17 protein-coding genes and 1 tRNA gene are annotated in these 17,533 nt (G+C 72.2%); 4 read left to right on the plus strand and 14 right to left on the minus strand.

The annotated features are described in order from the left end of the window. The first annotated feature begins 26 nt into the window (after positions 1–26). Both RYJ27_RS09635 and RYJ27_RS09640 read left to right on the plus strand, forming a co-directional pair. Positions 27–758, plus strand: a complete 732-nt coding sequence (locus tag RYJ27_RS09635) for a response regulator transcription factor (RefSeq protein WP_330170101.1) — start codon at positions 27–29, stop codon at positions 756–758. Further along, positions 755–2,242, plus strand: coding sequence for a sensor histidine kinase (locus RYJ27_RS09640; protein ID WP_330170102.1), 1,488 nt, complete (start codon positions 755–757; stop codon positions 2,240–2,242). The genes RYJ27_RS09635 and RYJ27_RS09640 overlap by 4 nt, the downstream gene beginning before the upstream one ends. Before the next feature lie 120 nt (positions 2,243–2,362). Here RYJ27_RS09640 and RYJ27_RS09645 read toward each other — a convergent pair whose 3' ends face one another. From RYJ27_RS09645 to RYJ27_RS09670, 6 genes are all read right to left on the minus strand, one after another. Further along, the gene (locus RYJ27_RS09645) at positions 2,363–3,910 is read right to left on the minus strand and encodes an FAD-dependent oxidoreductase (RefSeq protein WP_330170103.1); all 1,548 of its coding nucleotides are present in this window, start codon (positions 3,908–3,910) and stop codon (positions 2,363–2,365) included. Continuing rightward, on the minus strand, positions 3,907–4,806 hold the full coding sequence (locus tag RYJ27_RS09650; RefSeq protein ID WP_422732893.1) for an FAD:protein FMN transferase: 900 nt from the start codon (positions 4,804–4,806) through the stop codon (positions 3,907–3,909). The genes RYJ27_RS09645 and RYJ27_RS09650 overlap by 4 nt, the downstream gene beginning before the upstream one ends. Further along, entirely contained in the window at positions 4,803–5,240 is a 438-nt protein-coding gene (locus RYJ27_RS09655; protein ID WP_330170105.1) for an FMN-binding protein, read from the minus strand. Before RYJ27_RS09655 ends, RYJ27_RS09650 begins: the two co-directional genes overlap by 4 nt. A 128-nt stretch (positions 5,241–5,368) precedes the next feature. Continuing rightward, complete coding sequence (locus tag RYJ27_RS09660) at positions 5,369–6,403, minus strand: ribose-phosphate diphosphokinase (protein ID WP_330170106.1); 1,035 nt, start codon at positions 6,401–6,403, stop codon at positions 5,369–5,371. Further along, positions 6,378–7,820 (minus strand): bifunctional UDP-N-acetylglucosamine diphosphorylase/glucosamine-1-phosphate N-acetyltransferase GlmU, encoded by a 1,443-nt coding sequence (gene glmU, locus RYJ27_RS09665; protein ID WP_330170107.1) that lies wholly within the window; start codon positions 7,818–7,820, stop codon positions 6,378–6,380. The genes RYJ27_RS09660 and glmU overlap by 26 nt, the downstream gene beginning before the upstream one ends. 1 nt (position 7,821) lies before the next feature. Further along, positions 7,822–7,893: transfer RNA gene (locus RYJ27_RS09670), tRNA-Gln, on the minus strand. Between the two features lie 127 nt (positions 7,894–8,020). Between RYJ27_RS09670 and RYJ27_RS09675 the strand changes: the two genes are divergently transcribed. Beyond that, the gene (locus tag RYJ27_RS09675) at positions 8,021–8,518 is read left to right on the plus strand and encodes a MarR family winged helix-turn-helix transcriptional regulator (RefSeq protein WP_330170108.1); all 498 of its coding nucleotides are present in this window, start codon (positions 8,021–8,023) and stop codon (positions 8,516–8,518) included. A 12-nt stretch (positions 8,519–8,530) separates the two neighbouring features. Here the strand turns inward: RYJ27_RS09675 and RYJ27_RS09680 are convergent, their stop codons facing one another. The 6 genes from RYJ27_RS09680 to RYJ27_RS09705 form a co-directional block, all read right to left on the minus strand. Beyond that, positions 8,531–10,336: an ABC-F family ATP-binding cassette domain-containing protein gene (locus RYJ27_RS09680; RefSeq protein WP_330170109.1), complete on the minus strand. Its 1,806-nt coding sequence runs from the start codon at positions 10,334–10,336 to the stop codon at positions 8,531–8,533. Positions 10,337–10,479: 143 nt separating this feature from the next. Next, on the minus strand, positions 10,480–11,397 hold the full coding sequence (locus tag RYJ27_RS09685) for an ABC transporter substrate-binding protein (protein WP_330170110.1): 918 nt from the start codon (positions 11,395–11,397) through the stop codon (positions 10,480–10,482). Positions 11,398–11,456: 59 nt separating this feature from the next. Next, positions 11,457–12,203 carry an ABC transporter permease gene (locus tag RYJ27_RS09690; protein ID WP_330170111.1) on the minus strand — a complete coding sequence of 249 codons (747 nt, stop codon included), beginning with the start codon at positions 12,201–12,203 and terminating at the stop codon, positions 11,457–11,459. Continuing rightward, a complete protein-coding gene (locus RYJ27_RS09695) occupies positions 12,200–12,892 on the minus strand; it encodes an ABC transporter permease (RefSeq protein ID WP_330170112.1) in 693 nt (230 codons plus the stop codon). Before RYJ27_RS09695 ends, RYJ27_RS09690 begins: the two co-directional genes overlap by 4 nt. Further along, positions 12,889–13,713, minus strand: coding sequence for an ABC transporter ATP-binding protein (locus RYJ27_RS09700; protein ID WP_330170113.1), 825 nt, complete (start codon positions 13,711–13,713; stop codon positions 12,889–12,891). Before RYJ27_RS09700 ends, RYJ27_RS09695 begins: the two co-directional genes overlap by 4 nt. A gap of 47 nt (positions 13,714–13,760) precedes the next feature. Continuing rightward, entirely contained in the window at positions 13,761–14,060 is a 300-nt protein-coding gene (locus tag RYJ27_RS09705; RefSeq protein WP_330170114.1) for a DUF427 domain-containing protein, read from the minus strand. 219 nt (positions 14,061–14,279) lie between these two features. Here RYJ27_RS09705 and RYJ27_RS09710 point away from each other — a divergent pair, with 219 nt between their 5' ends. After that, positions 14,280–15,521, plus strand: coding sequence for a DUF2254 domain-containing protein (locus RYJ27_RS09710; protein WP_330170115.1), 1,242 nt, complete (start codon positions 14,280–14,282; stop codon positions 15,519–15,521). 7 nt (positions 15,522–15,528) lie between these two features. Here RYJ27_RS09710 and RYJ27_RS09715 read toward each other — a convergent pair whose 3' ends face one another. Beyond that, complete coding sequence (locus tag RYJ27_RS09715; RefSeq protein ID WP_330170116.1) at positions 15,529–16,464, minus strand: 4-(cytidine 5'-diphospho)-2-C-methyl-D-erythritol kinase; 936 nt, start codon at positions 16,462–16,464, stop codon at positions 15,529–15,531. After that, positions 16,461–17,528 carry an L-glyceraldehyde 3-phosphate reductase gene (gene mgrA / locus RYJ27_RS09720; protein WP_330170117.1) on the minus strand — a complete coding sequence of 356 codons (1,068 nt, stop codon included), beginning with the start codon at positions 17,526–17,528 and terminating at the stop codon, positions 16,461–16,463. The genes RYJ27_RS09715 and mgrA overlap by 4 nt, the downstream gene beginning before the upstream one ends. Positions 17,529–17,533: the final 5 nt, after the last annotated feature.

The raw sequence follows: 17,533 nt of genomic DNA on the forward strand, positions 1-17,533 counted from the left end.
ATAGGTTGATGCGCACAATGGGAACCATGACCTCCGCCGCCGTACCCGCCCTGAGCCGACCCGACGGCTCTCCCCTGCGCATCGCCGTCGTCGACGACGAGCAGATGCTCACCGACCTGCTCTCGATGGCTCTGCGGATGGAGGGGTGGGAGGTGCGGACGGCAGCGTCGGGCTACGAGGCGCTGCAGCTGGTGCGGGACTTCCAGCCCGACGCCCTCGTGCTCGACATCATGATGCCCGACCTCGACGGGATGGCGGTGCTGCAGCGCCTGCGCCAGTCCGGGAACGACACCCCCGTGCTGTTCCTGACCGCCCGGGATGCCGTCGCGGACCGCGTCGCGGGCCTCACCGCCGGAGGTGACGACTACGTCACGAAGCCGTTCAGCCTCGAGGAGGTCGTCGCGCGTCTGCGGGGCCTGATGCGTCGCGCGGGCTCCGCCTTCGCGGCGGAGGAGGAGCCCATCCTGCGCCTGGCCGACCTCAGCCTCAACGAGGACAGCCACGAGGTCGAGCGGGGCGGCGAGCAGATCGAGCTGACCGCGACCGAGTTCGAGCTCCTCCGGTTCCTGCTGCGCAATCAGCGTCGTGTCGTCTCGAAGGCGCAGATCCTGGACCGGGTGTGGAATTACGACTTCGGCGGGCGATCCAGCGTGGTCGAGCTGTACATCTCCTACCTGCGCAAGAAGATCGACGCCGGTCGCACCCCGCTCATCCACACCGTCCGCGGCGTGGGCTACATGATCAAGGCGCCCCAGTGACGTCGCCGCCGGCGGATGTCCGGCGCACGCCCTGGACACTCCAGCGGCGCCTCATCCTGACCATCACGGGTGTCGTGTCGGTGATCCTCGTCGTCGTCGCGATCGTCACGAGCGCGATCCTCGGCAGCGTGCTGCAGAGCCAGCTGGACGAGCAGATCGAGGCCGCCGCGCGGGACGCCGGCCGGGGGCTCGCGCTGCCGGCCTTCCCCGGCACGACGCCGACCGCACCCGACGCCTACGACGTGCTCGCCGGAGGCCGCCAGCAGCCGGGCTTCCTTCTCGTCCTCGAGACCTCCGACGGTCGGAGCGGGGCGGTCGTGACGGGACCGGACAGCGTGCGCGAGCTGACGGAGGGCCAGGTCGAGGAGATCCTCGCGGCGACGCGCGCGGGCGGGTTCACGTCGGCGGGGCTCGGAAGCGACCTGGGCGCCTATCGGCTCGTGCCGATCATCGCCCCCGACAGCGGCTTCACGGGGGCCGTCGGGCTGCCCCTCGCCGAGGTGCAGTCGACGATCGGCGAGATCCTGACGATCATCGCCGTCGTCACGGCGGCGGGGCTGCTCGTGCTGATCCTCGCCACGACGTGGACGATCCGATCGGGACTGAAGCCGTTGCGCGCCGTGGCCGAGACCGCGACGCGCGTGGCCCGCCAGCCGCTGGCCGTCGGCCAGGTCACGATCAGCGAGCGGGTTCCGCAGGGGCAGGCCGATCCGCACACCGAGGTGGGCCGGGTGGGAGCCGCGCTCAACACGCTGCTGGACCACGTCGGCTCGTCGCTGGATGCCCGGCAGCGCAACGAGGATCGCATGCGGCGCTTCGTCGCGGACGCGAGCCACGAGCTGCGTACGCCGCTGTCCTCCATCCGCGGCTACTCGGAGCTCTCCCTCCGTGACAGCACCCTCTCCGAGCCCACGAGTCAGGCGCTCGAGCGCATCCAGGCCCAGTCGGTGCGGATGACGCGCATCGTCGAGGATCTGCTGCTGCTGGCGCGTCTGGACGAGGGCCAGGAGATCGTCTTCGGCTCCGTCGACCTCTCGCGCCTCGTCGTCGAGGCGGTCGGCGACGCGCAGGCTGCGAGCGACGACCACCGCTGGGAGCTGGAGGTGGGCGATGAGCCCGTGCAGCTCGCGGGCGATGTCTCGCGGCTTCAGCAGGTCGTGGTGAACCTCCTCGCGAACGCGCGCACGCACACGCCCGCCGGGACGACGGTCACCGCGAGCGTGAGCCGTGAGGGCGAGGACGCCGTCGTGCGGGTGCACGACGACGGTCCGGGCGTGGACCCGGCGATCCGTGACGAGCTGTTCGAGCGGTTCTCCCGCGCCGACCGCTCCCGCGCACGCCAGACGGGCGGCTCGGGCCTCGGGCTGTCGATCGCGCGCGCGATCGTCACGGCCCACGGGGGCAGCATCACCGTACGCTCGGAACCCGGCGACACGACGTTCGAGGTGCGACTCCCGGCGAAGCCCCCGGACCCCGGGGCCTGACGGCCGGACCCCGGGGCCTGACGGTGCTCCCGACGGATGCCGCGCGCTCGCTCGCCCCGGATGGCGGGTCCACCCCGCCCGCGCCCGCGCTTCGGGACGACCGAAGACGGATGCCGCGCGTCAGTACCCCGCGAAGGCGTCCGTCGTGAGGGAGCGGGCCTTCTCGAGCGCGGGCGCGAGATCGGCGATGAGCGCGGGCGGCCCGGAGATGTACGCATGCCGGTCGTCGAGGTCGGGAACGACGTCGTGCAGCCCCGCGGCATCCAGGCGCACTCCTTGCGCCCACCGCCAGCGGGCCGGCAGCGGCGACGGGTCGTCGCGCGTGAAGACGACGACCTCGGCGCCGGTCGCGGCGAGCTCGTCGCGGAAGGCCAGTTCGGCCGCCGTCGCCGCGACGTAGACGAGCACGACGTCGCGGTCCTCGCCGCGGGCCGCGGACTCCCGCAGCTGGGAGACGAACGGGGTGACGCCGATGCCCGCCGCCACGAGCAGCAGGGGCGCTCCCGGGTCGCGCGGAAGCACGAAGTCGCCCCAGACGCCGGTCGCGGCGTAGTCGGTGCCGGGAGCGGCGACCGCGAGCGCCCGCTTGTACGAGCTCTCGGCCGCCCCCTCCTTCACGCGATAGGCGATGCGCATGAGCGGGGCGTCGCTCGGGGCGGAGACGATGCTGAACTCGCGGCGCGTGCCGCGCGCGTCGGGCCGGGAGTGGGGCACCTCGAGTTCGACGTACTGACCCGCGGCGAAGCGCACGGGCCGGCGGGATTCGAAGGTGAGCTGGCGAACGGTCGGGGTGAGCATCGACGCGTCCCGCAGGCGCAGCCGCACTGTGTGGTGCGCCGCCCAGACGAAGGCGAGGAGGTTGCCGATCAGCAGCGCGCGCTCCTGGCCGAGCGTGAACCAGCCGACCGAGATCGGCCACCCCGCGAGCACGCCGACGACGGCGGCGACGGTCAGCTGCTGCCAGCGACGCGGCGGGAGGGTGAGGGGCTCCGAGAGCATGAAGGCGCCGAGGAAGAGGAAGGGCGAGGACAGCACCGCGAAGCTCAGCGCCTGCCCCGCGTCGATCGACACGCCCGCCGCCTGCGCCTGCACCGCCAGCCGGAACACGGAGACCCCGACCGCGACCACGAAGAACACCGTGACGATGCGCAGGCGCTCGGTGCGAAGCAGCACCGCGAGGCCGAGCAGGAGCACCGGACCTGCCAGCACCGGCGAGCCGACCCACCAGGCGGAGGCGCCGAGGCCCGACACGGTCAGAGCGGTCGCCCCCACCGCCGCCGGGTTCAGGATGTGGCGTCCGCGCCACGCGATCGCGTACTTCGATACGACGGCCACGGCACCAGCGAGCGCGATCCATGCCAGCTCGACCGGCACGAGCGTCGGGCGGAGCACGAAGAGCAGGATGAAGGCGGTGATGAGGGAGGACTCGTACCGTCGCGGCATCCGGAGCACCCGCTGCACGAGGGCATTCACGCCCACGCAAGCGGCGCCCAGCACGGCGGCGGTCACGATCAGCTCGAGCGGCGAGGGCACCACCAGGCCGAGCAACGACAGCGCCAGGGCGATCACCGTGAGCGCCGCGAGCGCGAGCATCACGAGGCGGTACATCGAGAACCGCCCCAGGATGCCGAGGAGCCGGGCACGGAGGGAGGCGAGAGTCGCGATCACGAGTCCACGTTATCCGCGCTCGTGAACAGCGTCGCCGCGCAACCCGGCGAATACTCCACCCGCCCGCTCGAGAGCATCCGCACCCAGGCCACGCCCCACCGGTGGGCGAGCTGCGGACCGCCCTCGAAGAAGAGCGCCGTCGCGACGGCGTCGGCGCGCATCGCGTCGCCGCCGACGGCCCACGTCGCCACGACGGTGCGCACCGGGACGCCCGTGCGGGCGTCGAGCACGTGGTGCAGCCCGTCCCCCCACGAGCGCCGGTTGGTCGCCGAGGCGCAGAGCGCGGCATCCCGCACCTCCCACACGCCGATGGCGCGGGACGGGTCGTAGGGGTGCTCGAGCCCCACCCGCAGCGGAGCGCCCCGCGCGAGGAGGTCTCCCCCGGCATCCACGACGGCGTGCTCCGCCACGTCGGCGGGCAGGGCTGCCGCCACGAGGTCGACGAGGCGGCCCTTGCCGAGCGCCCCCACGTCGATGACGGCGGGACCGCCCAGGACGAGGCGGCCGTCGCCGACCGAGAGCGTCTCCCGCCAGTCGTCCGGGGCGGGAAGCGGCGCACCGGCGCGGAACGAGTAGGCGCGGTCGTAGCCGAGCCGCTCGAGCGCGGCGCCCACGAGGGGGTTGACCGCCTCCGCGGTCGCGGCGGACAGCTCGGCGTAGGCGGCGAGCATGTCGGCCGCGTCGGGGGGCGCCGGGAGGGATCCCCCCGCCCGGCCCAGCTGCGACACGACGGAATCGGGGCGGAAGCGCGACCACTGCGCGTCGAACTCGTCGACGACCGACCTCACCCGCGCCCTCTCCGGGCCTGTGAACGGCCGCGGTGCCTGGATCTCCCAGCGCGTGCCGATCGCCTCGAACCCCCAGCGGTGTGTCGCGCGGGAGCCGGGCACGGTCAGGCCGCCGCTTCGTCCTTGATCGCCTCGACGGCCTCGTTGAAGCCGCCGCTCGTGAGCGACGAGCCGGCGACCCGGTCGACCTGGATGTCGTCGAGGGCGACGCCCACCACCTCGTCCTCGATGCCGCCGATGAAACGCGACTGATACTGCTGCGTCTCCGCCGTCTGCGGATCGCCCTGGATCTCGACCGCGCTGATCTCGCCCGACTCGAGCGTGAGGGTGACCTCGATCGTCTCGACCGACTCGGGCGTCACGTACGACCCCGTGGCCGTGTACGTGCCGTCCGCGTAGCTGCCCCCGGAGCTCGATCCGTCGGAGGAGGTGTCGGCGGTCGTGGACCCCGTCGCGCCGCAGCCGGCGAGTGCGACGGTGCCGGCGATGCCGACGAGGGCGGCCCCGAGGCGGAGAGGGCGGGCGGCGGCGGGACGGGTCATCGGTTCTCCTGCGTCGTCGGATGCGGCGGGACGGCCGTATGCACGCAAGCGTATGCGGCGTCCGAATACATCGTGCCGGAGGAGACTATGAAGACGCCCTGAAGGGATGCCGCGGCATCCGCCGGGCCCTACGCGGCTCCGTCGAACATGCTCGTGACCGAGCCGTCCTCGAAGACCTCGTGGATGGCGCGCGCGAGCAGCGGCGCGATCGGCAGCACCGTGAGCCCCGGGAAGCGCCGCTCGGGCGGCAGGGGGATCGAGTCGGTGACGACCACCTCGTCGATCGAGGCGTCCTGCAGCCGCTTCGTCGCCGGGTCGGAGAAGATCGCGTGCGTCGCCGCGACGATGACCTTCTGGGCCCCGTTCTCCTTGAGCGCCTGCGCGGCCTTGACGATGGTTCCGCCCGTGTCGATCATGTCGTCGACGAGGAGGCAGACCCGCCCCTCCACCTCTCCCACGATCTCGTGCACGGTGACCTGGTTGGCCACCTTCGGGTCGCGTCGCTTGTGGATGATCGCGAGCGGGGCACCCAGGCTGTCCGACCACGTGTCGGCCACACGCACGCGGCCCATGTCGGGCGAGACCACCGTGAGCGCCGCGCGGTCGGCCTCCGAGATCGTGCGCTCGAAGTAGTCCTGCAGCACCGGCTTGGCGAAGAGGTGGTCGACCGGCCCGTCGAAGAAGCCCTGGATCTGCGCGGCGTGCAGATCGACGCTCATCACGCGGTCGGCGCCGGCCGTGTGCAGCAGGTCGGCGACCAGGCGTGCGCTGATCGGCTCGCGGCCGCGGCCCTTCTTGTCCTGCCGCGAGTACGGGAAGTACGGCGCGACCACCGTGATGCGCTTGGCGGATGCGCGCTTGAGCGCGTCGAGCATGATGAGCAGCTCCATCAGCCACTCGTTGACGGGGTTGCCGAAGGATTGCACGACGAAGACGTCGCAGCCGCGGATCGACACCTCGAAACGGGTGTAGATCTCGCCGCTGGCGAACGTGCGGTGCTCGGTCGGCGCCAGCTGGGTGCCGAGGGCCACGGCGACATCCTGCGCGAGCTCGGGGTGGGATCGCCCGGAGACGACGACCAGACGCTTCCTGGTCTTCGCGACGAGCCCCGGCGCGATGCCGTGATCCCGATCGAGGTCAACCGTCTTCTTCTTGCGAGCCATGAGCCGCCTTCTCTGCGGCCTGGGCCGCTGATGTGCCGGGACGGTGCGTGAGAACCCAGCCCTCGACGTTGCGTTGCGAGCCCGACACGACCGCCAGCGCGCCGGGCGGAACGTCCTTCCGCACGACGGTGCCGGCCCCCGTGTAGGCGCCATCACCGATCCTAACGGGCGCGACGAACACGTTGTGCGCGCCCGTGCGCACCTCGTCGCCCACCTCGGTCCGGTGCTTCGCGACGCCGTCGTAGTTGGCGACGATCGTCCCCGCGCCGATGTTGGCGCCCTCGCCGATCTCCGCGTCGCCAACGTACGAGAGGTGGGGCACCTTGCTGCGCCCTCCGATGCGGGCGTTCTTGGTCTCGACGAACGTACCGATCTTGCCGCGGTCGCCCAGCTCGGTGCCGGGGCGCAGATACGCGAACGGACCCACGGATGCCCCGGCACCGATCACGGCGAGCGTCGCGTCCGTGCGGGTGACGATCGCCCCCTCCCCCACCTCGCAGTCGACGAGGCTCGTGTCGGGGCCCACGGTGGCGCCCTCGGCGATCGCCGTCGCGCGGAGGATGTGGGTGTTGGGCAGCACCGTGACATCCGGCGCCAGCGTCGCGTCGACGTCGATCCACGTCGTCGCGGGGTCGAGCACCGTGACGCCCGCGAGCTGCCAGCGCCTCACCGTGCGGGCGTTCAGGCGCGCCGCGGCATCCGCCAGCTGCACGCGGTCGTTGACCCCGAGCGCGGCGGCGGCGTCGGGGGCGGATGCCGCGGCGACGGGCAGCCGGGATGCGCGCAGCAGGCCGACGACGTCGGTGAGGTAGCGCTCCCCCTGCGCGTTCGCCGTACCGACGAGCTCGAGGTGCTCCCGCAGCGGACCCGCGCGGAACACGTACACGCCGGCGTTGATCTCGGTGACGAGCAGCTCGGCGGGATCGGCGTCCTTGTGCTCGACGATGCGGGCGACCCCGCCGTCGGCGTCGCGGATGACGCGGCCGTAGCCGGTGGCGTCGTCGAGAGTCGCCGAGAGCACGGTGGCGGCGGCATCCCCGCGCCGGTGCTGCGCGAGCAGGGCGCCGAGCGCATCGGCGTCGAGCAGCGGCACGTCGGCGCTCAGCACGAGCACGTCGCCGGTGAAGTCGGGCAGCTGGGCGAGCGCGGACTGCACGGCGCGGCCCGTGCCGGGGATCTCGTCCTGATCGACGACGACCGCGGCCGGTGCGGCGTCGGACACCGCCGCGGCGACGAGGTCGCGCTCGTGACGCACGACGACGATCACCCGTTGCGGGTCGAGGGCGCCCGCCGTGGCGAGCACGTGCCCGAGCAGGGAACGTCCGCCGATGCGGTGGAGCACCTTGGGCGTGCGCGATTTCATGCGCGTGCCCTGGCCCGCGGCGAGGACGACGACGGCGAGACTGCGATCTGTCATGCTCCGCCGCCAGGACTCGAACCTAGACCTCACAGCTCCAAAGGCTGTCGTGCTGCCATTACACCACGGCGGACCGCGGCCCCCGCCGGTGGGTGGGCGCCGTGCGTCAAGTCTGCCAGAGCGAGGCGGTCGGCCCCGCGTTCCGACGCGCTCCGCCGTCGAGGCACGCCCCGACCGACCCGCGATGCCATGATGGTCGGATGCCGAAGGAGAGCGACGAGGTCGACCGCATCGTCGCGGCGTGGAGTGCTCAGCGCCCCGACCTCGACTTCTCCCCGCTGGGGGTGCTCTCCCGCGTCGACCGGCTCTCGCGCCACCTCGACCGGGCGCGGCGCGCGGCCTTCCGCCGCAGCGAGCTCGAGCCGTGGGAATGGGACGTGCTCTCGGCGCTGCGGCGTTCGGGCGAGCCGTTCCAGTTGAGCCCCAAGCAGCTGCTGCAGCAGACCCTCGTCTCCAGCGGCACCATGACCAACCGCATCGACCGTCTCGTCGGCCGGCGGCTCGTGCGGCGGGAGGCCGACCCGGCCGACGGCCGCAGCGTGCTCGTCACCCTCACCGACGAGGGACGCACGCGCGTGGATGCCGCGATCACCCGCCTCGTCGATGCCGAGTCCGAGCTGCTCGACTCGCTCTCCCGGCCCGACCGCGACCGGCTCGCCGCGCTGCTGCGCAAGCTCAGCCTCGGCTTCGACGGCTGACCCCGGCCGGGTCTACAGCTTCTCGGAGAGCTCCAGCCAGCGCTCTTCGAGCGCGGAGTTCTCCTCCTCGAGCGCCCCGATCTCGGCCATCTTCTCCCCCAGCCCGACGAAGTCCCCCTGGTCGTGGTCGGCGAGCGCCGTGCGCTTGCGCTCGATCTCGCTCGTGAGCTTGGCCATGCGGCGCTCGGCGGCGGCGAGCTCCTTCTCCGCCGCGCGGCGCTCGGCGCCGGTGAGCGCGGACGCGGGCGCCGACGACGCCCGGCCGGACGCCGCGGCGGACGAGCCGCCCGCGGCATCCCGCTGCTGCTCGTGCCGGCGCCGCAGGTACTCCTCGACTCCCCCCGGGAGATGGCGCAGCCGGCGATCGAGGATCGCGTACTGCTGGTCGGTCACGCGCTCGAGGAAGTAGCGGTCGTGGCTGACGACGATGAGCGTTCCGGCCCACGAGTCCAGCAGGTCCTCGATCGCCGCGAGCATGTCGGTGTCGAGGTCGTTGGTGGGCTCGTCGAGGATCAGCACGTTGGGCTGGTCGAGCAGGATCAGCAGCAGCTGCAGGCGCCGCTTCTGGCCGCCCGAGAGGTCCTTCACCGGCGTCGACAGCTGCGCCGAGGCGAACCCCATGCGCTCGAGAAGCTGGCCCGGCGTGAGGTCCTGCGCCTTGGAGCCGGTGCCGATCGTGTAGCTCGTGCGCAGCCCCGAGATCACGACGCGCACGGGGTCGTCGAGGTGCGGGTCGAGGGCGTCCATCTGCTGCGTCAGGGTCGCGACCTTCACGGTCTTGCCGCGCTTGACGCGCCCCGACGTGGGCTCGAGCGTGCCTGCGACAAGACCCAGGAGCGTCGACTTGCCCGCACCGTTGACGCCCAGGATGCCGGTGCGCTCGCCCGGCGCGATGCGCCACTCGACGTCCTCCAGCACGGGCGTGCCGTCGTACGACACCGACGCGTCGAGCAGGTCGACGACGTCCTTGCCGAGGCGGCTGAGCGCGAGCGACTGGAGCGAGACGCGGTCGCGGATCTCGGGGACGTCGGCGATCAGCTCGTTCGCGGCGTCGATGCGGAACTTCGGCTTGCTCGTGCGGGCCGGCGCCCCGCGGCGCAGCCACGCGAGCTCCTTGCGGGCCAGGTTCTGCCGTCGCGCCTCGATCGCCGCGGCCTGCCGGTCGCGCTCGACACGCTGCAGGATGTACGCCGCATAGCCGCCCTCGAAGGGGTCGACGACGCGGTCGTGCACCTCCCACGTGACGGTGCACACGGCATCCAGGAACCATCGGTCGTGCGTGACGACGAGCAGTCCCCCGGCCGTCGCCGGCCACCGCCGCTTCAGGTGCTCGGCGAGCCAGGCGATGGCCTCGACGTCGAGATGGTTCGTGGGCTCGTCGAGGGCGAGGATGTCCCAGTCGCCCGCGAGCAGGCGCGCGAGCGCGACGCGTCGGCGCTGGCCGCCCGAGAGTGCGCGCAGCTCGGTATCCCAGGGCAGATCTCCGAGCAGCCCCGCGATGACGTCGCGGATGCGCGGGTCGCCCGCCCACTCGTGCTCGGGGGTGTCGCCGACCACGGCGTGCCCGATGGTGTCGTCGTCGTCGAGCACGTCGGCCTGGTCGAGCACGCCCACGCGCACACCGCCCCGCACCGTCACGCGCCCGCCGTCGGGCTCGAGCCGACCGGCCAGCATCGCCAGCAGGCTCGACTTTCCGTCGCCGTTGCGGCCGACGATGCCGATGCGGTCGCCCTCGTTCACGCCGAGAGAGACGGAATCGAAGACGACCTTGGTGGGGAATTCCAGGTGCAGGGCCTCGGCCCCGAGAAGATGCGCCATATCCGCTCCAGGCTACGCGGCCCGGGGCGTCCCGTGATCCGCGGGCCGCGGCACCCGCCCCCGGACCGCCCCCCAGACGGAACGAGGCGCCCGGGGCGGATGCCGCCGGGCGCCTCGTTCGCGGAGATCTCCGCGAACCCGGGTCAGACCAGCCCGTTCTCCTCGAGGAAGGCGGCGGCGATGTCGTCGGGCGACATCTGGTCCTCCGTGCTCTGCACGTTGAGCGCGACGAGCGCGTCGGCCGTCAGCGCGGCGCTGACCTCGTTGATGACGTCGGCGATCTCGTCGGCGATCTCGGCGTTCACGACGGGAACGACGTTCGAGGCGAGGAACAGGCCCTCGGGGTCCTCGAGCACCACGAGATCCTGCGTCTCGATGCGCGGGTCGGCGGTGAAGACGTTCGCGACGTTCACGGTGCCGGCGACGAGGTTCTCGACCGTCGTGTCACCCGTGGGCGAGAACGTCACGTCGACGCCGTAGACCTCGGACAGTCCCGCCGGCCCGTAGGGACGCTCGGCCAGCTCCGGCGGCCCGCCGAGGGTGAGCGGCTCCGTCACGTTCGCCAGGTCGGCGATCGTGGTCAGCCCGTTCTCGTCCGCGAAGGCGGCCGTGACGGTGTAGGAGTCCTGGTCGCTCGCCTCGGCCTGCTCGAGCACCGTCAGGTTCTCGGGCAGCGCCTCCTGCAGCGCGGCGAAGACGTCGTCGGGGGTGCGCGCCTCGGTCTCGGCATCGTAGTACTGCAGCAGGTTGCCGCTGTACTCGGGGAAGAGCGAGATCGCACCCGACTCGAGCTCGGGGATGTACGCGTCGCGCTGGCCGATGTTGAACTGTCGCTCGACGTCGAAACCGGCGTTCTCGAGTGCCTGGGCGTAGATCTCGGCGATGATCTCGCTCGAGTAGTAGGCCTGCGAGCCGACGACGATCGTCTCGCCCGCGGACTCACCGCCGGATCCGGAGGTCTCCTCGTCGAGGGGGTTGCTCGACGAGCACCCGGCGAGCACGAGCGCCGCGGTGGCGGCGAGGGCGGCGCCCGCGGTGAGGCGCTTTGCGGCTGTGAACATTTTCTGTCCTTCTCTTTTCGGTGTGCTGTGTGGGACGGGTAGGGGGACGGGGACGCCGATCACGCTTCGGCAGTCTGGGGGGATGACGCGGCCCGCCTGACGCGCGAGCGACGGGCGCCGCCGCCGGCGGGGGCGCGGCCCGCGTGCACTCCGCGCGGCACGACGAGGCGCTCGGCGATCGCGAACGCTCCGTCGAGCAGGAGCGCGAGTGCCGCGACGAGGATGGCGCCCGCGAGCACCTGGTCGAAGCGGTTGAGGTTGATGCCCTGGATGATGTACTGGCCGAGGCCGCCGAGCCCGACGTACGCCGCGATCGTCACGGTGGCGACGATCTGCAGCGTCGCCGCGCGCAGCCCCGACACCAGCAGCGGCAGACCGAGCGGCACCTCGATGCGCCACAGCACCTGCCACGGCGTCATGCCCATGGCACGACCGGCGTCGATGACGCGGCGGTCGATCGCCTCGAAGCCGGAGTAGGCGCCCGCGAGGATCGAGGGGATGCCGAGCAGGACGAACGTGATGACGGCGGCGGCCTGCGTCTGCAGGACGCCCATGATGAGCACGAGCAGCACCAGGAGACCGAACGAGGGGATGGCGCGGGCGGCGCCGGAGACGGCGACGGCGACCTCGCGCCCCCGGCCCGTGTGCCCGATCGCCCATCCGGCGGGCACGGCGATCGCGGCCGCGATGAGCACCGACAGGAACGTGAAGCCCAGGTGCTGGGCGAGGGCGACGGGCATGCCGGTCGGCCCCGACCAGCGCTCGGGCTGGAGAAGCCAGGCGAAGGCCTCTGCGATGAGGTTCACGCGGTCACCTCCGTTGCCGCGACGGCGCGGCGACCGGAGCGACGTTCGCGCCGCGAGGGGGTGCGCGCCCAGGGCATGAGCGCACGACCCGCCAGCACGAGCAGGTAGTCGATGACGAGCGCGATGACGACGACGGCCACGAGGCCGGCGAGGACCTCGGGGATGATGCGCCGCTGCAGCCCGTTGGTGAAGAGGTAGCCGAGGTTCGTCACGCCGATCAGGATGCCGACGGTCGCGAGCGAGATCGTGCTGACGGCCGTCACCCGCAGCCCCGCGAGGATGACGGGGCCGGCGAGCGGGAACTCCACCGTCCAGAAGCGGCGGAAGGATCCGAACCCGACCGCGGTGGACGCCTGCCGGATGCCGGGATCGACGGATCGGAGCCCGTCGGAGACAGAGCGGACCATGATCGCGAGGGCGTAGATCGTCAGGGCGACGATGAGGTTCGTCTCGCTGATCGCGCTGTAGCCGAACACGACCGGCAGCAGCATGAGCAGCGCGAGCGAGGGGATCGTGTAGAGCAGCCCGACGATCGTGATCAGACCGCTCCGCAGCAGGCTGTATCGGAAGGCGACCCATCCGATCGGCACGGACAGCACGAATCCGCACACGATCGCGATGACGCTCTGACGCAGGTGGATGAGCGTCAGATCGCCGATGAGGTCGAGGTTGTCGAGCACCCAGGTCACGGGGCGGGCTCCTCCACGAGGGCGCCCTGTGTGCGCCCGTCGGCGTCGACGACGACGGTTCCGTGGGCCGTGCGCTTCAGGCTCAGCGCGCGCTTGCCCCGGTCGGCGCCGATGAACGTCTCCACGAACTCCGACGCGGGCTTCTCCATGATCTCGTCGGGGCTGCCCAGTTGCGCGATCCGGGCGCCTTTCTCCAGGATCACGACCTGGTCGCCGAGGAGGAAGGCCTCGTCGATGTCGTGCGTGACGAACACGATCGTCTTGCCGATCTCGCGCTGCAGCCGCAGCAGCTCCTCCTGCAGCTCGGCCCGCACGATGGGGTCGACCGCACCGAACGGCTCATCCATCAGCAGGATGTTCGGGTCGGCGGCGAGACCCCGCGCGACGCCGACGCGCTGCTGCTGTCCGCCCGAGAGCTGGCTCGGGTAGCGGTCGGCCATCGCGTGGTCGAGCCCGACCGTGTCCATCAGCTCACGCGCGCGCTCCCGCGCCTCCTTCTTGGGCGTCCCCTGCAGCACCGGCACGGTGGCGATGTTGTCGATGACGGTGAAATGCGGCAGCAGACCGGAGTTCTGCATGACGTAGCCGATGCTGCGCCGCAGCTGAACGGGCGGGCGCGCGGCGATGTCCTCGTCGTCGATCGTGATCGTCCCGGCCGTCGGCTCTACCATGCGGTTGATCATCCGCAGCAGGGTGGTCTTCCCACAGCCCGAGGACCCGACGAACACCGTCGTCTTGCGTGACGGGAGGAGGAGGCTGAAGTCGTCCACGGCGGTCGTGCCGTCGGGGAAGACCTTGGACACGGCGGAGAACTCGATCACGAGCGGGGTCCCCTCGTCGGGCGGCGGTGGCGAGCGTCAGGCGGCGATCAGCCGACCTCGACTCCGGGAGAGAAGGCCACGAAGCCGGAGTAGTCGCGGCCGACCCGCTCGAACGAGCCGGGATACGGGGAGGGGTAGCTCCATGCGCCGTCTTCGAAGCGGCCGTCGGGCGTGGCGATCGAGAAGTACTGCGCCGCGCCCTTCCAGGCGCAGGTGTACGGGGTGTCGCTGCTTTCGAGCACTCCCTCGGCGATGCTCGAGGGAGGGAAGTACCAGTTTCCCTCGATGCGGACCAGGTCTTCCTCGGGGGCTTCGGCGATCACGTGATCGCTCCAGACTGCGCGCACGGTTCCTCCAGCGGGCCGGTGTGGCGGGGGGTTCGAGCCTAACGGCACCCGCCGGCACTCGGCGCGGGTGTTGCAGAAGAAGCGCACTACCCGCTATGCGCGGTCGGTCCGTGATGCCGGAGATGCCGGTGCCGGACGCCGCCTCGTCGACGGATCACGCGTGTCCTCGGTCGGGGCGCGGCCCCGCCGCCCCATAGGGTGAGGCGCGGAGGTGGTCGCGTGGGCGGTTGGAAGGTGTTCCTCGGAAGGCTGGTGCGGCGGATCTGGTTCCGCGCCGCCGTGTTCAGCGTCGCGGCGGTCGCGCTCGCCCTCGTCGCCGGGCTGCTCGGCCCCTTCCTCCCCGACGCGCTCGCTGTCGAGCTCGGGCAGAACTCGGTCGACAACATCCTCCAGATCATCGCCTCGTCGATGCTCGCGGTCACGACCTTCTCGCTCACGGCGATGGTGCAGGCCTACTCCGCGGCGACGACCACGGCCACGCCCCGCGCGACGCAGCTGCTGGTCGCCGACCCCACCTCGCAGAACGCGCTGTCGACGTTCATCGGGTCGTTCCTGTTCGCGATCGTCGGCATCGTCGCCCTCTCCACGGGGTACTACAGCGGGCAGGCGCGCACGGTGCTCTTCTTCGGCACGCTCGTCGTGATCGCGATCATCACGATCACGCTGCTGCGCTGGATCGCGCACTTGGCGCAGTTCGGCCGCATGTCCGACGTGATCGACCGCGTGGAGGACGCCGCGACGCGCGCCGCGCGGGACTTCGCCGCGCGTCCGCATCTGGGGGGTCGGCCCGCCGCACCCATCCCCACCGCCGCTCAGGCCGTGCACGCGGAAGACATCGGATACGTCACCGCGATCGACGTCGCGGCCCTGCAGCGCATCGCCGACGACGCCGACACGACGGTGCACGTCACCGCCATCCCGGGCACCGTGGCGGACGCCACGCGCCCCCTCGCCCGCGTGGCCGGCGGGCTCGACGAGGACGGATGCCGCGCGCTGCGCCGAGCCTTCACGGTCGACCCCCACCGCACGTACGACCAGGATCCGCGCCTGGGCGTCATCGCCCTGGCCGAGATCGCCAGCCGCGCCCTCTCCCCCTCCACCAACGACCCCGGCACGGCCGTCGAGGTGCTGGGATCGCTGCAGCGGGTCTTCGCCGTCCTCGAGGCCTCGCCGGATCCCGACGCGACCGCGTGCGACCGGGTCTTCGTGCCCGCGCCCGGCATCCGCGACCTCGTCGAGGACGCCTTCCGCCCGATCGCCCGCGACGGCGCCGGCATGATCGAGGTGCAGCTGCGCCTGCAGAAGACGCTCGCGGCGTGCGCGGCGCACTGCCCGCAGCACGCGGAGGAGTTCGCGCGCGCCGCCGCCGCCGCGCGAGGCCGGGGGGAGCGCGCGCTCACCGAGCGCAGCGACCGCGCCCTGCTGCGGCGCACGGCCCGCGAGGCCTGGGCGGGCGTGTGACGGGCGCTCAGGCGGGCAGCAGCCGCGCGCCCGGCACGGGCCCGTGGGCGTGGAACGCGTCGCGCCCGAGCGCGGCGAGCGCGACGCGCACGTCGAGGGCCGCCTCCGGGGCCTCGCACAGGAACGCCACGGTGGGTCCGGACCCCGACACGATCCCGGCGAGCGCACCCGCCGACTCCCCCAGCTCGAGCACCTCTGCCAGCTCGGGCCGCAGGTTCAGCGCCGCGGCCTGCAGGTCGTTGCGCAGGCACGCCGCCAGCCGTACGGGGTCACCGGCGCGCAGGGCGTGCAGGACGTCGGGGTCGACGAACGGCTGCGTCGGCGCGGGGGCGATGTCGGTGCGCCGGCGCTCGCGGTGCGCGTCGAGCTCGGTGTAGACGTCGGGAGTGGACAGGCCCTCGGCATCCGTCGCGAAGACCCACTCGAAGCGGCCCCGCGCGAGGGCGGCGCTGAGCTCGTCCCCGCGTCCCGTGCCCACGGCCGTCCCGCCGTGGAGGGAGAACGGCACGTCCGCGCCCAGGCGGGCGGCCAGCTGGTGCAGCTGCGCGTTCGTCAGCTCGGTCCCCCACAGCGCGTCGCACGCGACGAGCGCCGCCGCGGCATCCGCCGACCCGCCCCCCATGCCGCCCGCGACAGGCACGCCCTTGCGCACATGCAGGTGCACGCCGCCGGCCTGTCCCGTCTTGCGGGCGAGCAGGCGCGCGGCGCGCAGGGCCAGGTTCCGGTCGTCGAGCGGAACACCGCTCGTGTCGACCGACCCGGTCACCTCGATGGTGAAGTCGTCGGATGCCGTGGCCCACACGTCCTCGTACAGCGAGACCGCCTGGAATGCCGTCGCCAGCTCGTGATAGCCGTCGGGCATCGCGGCGCCCACCTCGAGGAAGAGGTTGACCTTGCCCGGGGCGCGCACGTGCACGCGGTCGGCGTCGGAGGCGGGGATCACTTCTCGGACGACTCCGCCCAGAGGTTGACGTCGATCCCGTCGGACAGCGCGTCGATCCGCTCGATCTCCTCGGTGTCGAACGCGGGTCCGGCGAGCGCACCGAGGTTCTCATCGAGCTGCGAGGGGCGGGATGCCCCGATCAGCGCCGACGCGACGACGTCGTCGCGCAGCACCCACTGCAGCGCCATCTGCGCGAGGCTCTGCCCGCGCTCCTTCGCGATGACATCGAGCGCCCGCAGCGTCGAGCGCCCCTGCTCCGACAGCGGTCGCTCGGGCAGCGACGCGCGCTTCTGCGCACGCTCGGCGGGGCCGTCGCCGAGGTACTTGTCGGTGAGCAGTCCCTGCGCGAGCGGAGTGAACGCGATCGCGCCCATGCCCTCCTGGCGCAGCACGCCGGTCAGCCCGTCCTCGATCCAGCGGTTCAGGATCGAGTAGGAGGGCTGGTGGATGACGAGGGGAGTCCCGAGCGAGCGGGCCACCGCCGCGGCGGCCGCCGTGCGCTCGGCGCTGTACGACGAGATGCCCACGTAGAGCGCCTTGCCCTGCCGCACGAGGGTGTCGAGCGCCCCGACGGTCTCCTCGATCGGCGTGTCGGCGTCGACGCGATGCGAATAGAAGATGTCGACGTAATCCAGGCCCATTCGGGTCAGCGACGCCTCGGCGCTCGCGAGGAGGTACTTGCGCGAGCCGTGGTCGCCGTAGGGGCCGTGCCACATGTCGTAGCCGGCCTTCGAGGAGATGATGAGCTCGTCGCGGTAGGGGTCGAGATCCTCCCGCATCATGCGGCCGAAGTTCGTCTCGGCGGAGCCGTAGGGCGGGCCGTAGTTGTTCGCCAGGTCGAAGTGCGTGATGCCCGAGTCGAAGGCGTGGCGCAGCAGCGCGCGCTGGTCGTCGAACGGGATGTTGTCGCCGAAGTTCCACCACAACCCCAGCGAGATGGGGGGAAGCCTCAGCCCGCTCGTGCCGACCCGCCGGTAGTCGGCCAGGTCGTATCGGTCGGGGGCGGCGGTGTACGGGCGGTGCAGGTCGCCCCCGCGCGAATAGAAGGAAGGCGTCTCGGTCACCGCTC

Source organism: Microbacterium limosum, from assembly GCF_036324365.1.
GTDB classification, from domain to species: Bacteria; Actinomycetota; Actinomycetes; order Actinomycetales; family Microbacteriaceae; genus Microbacterium; species Microbacterium limosum.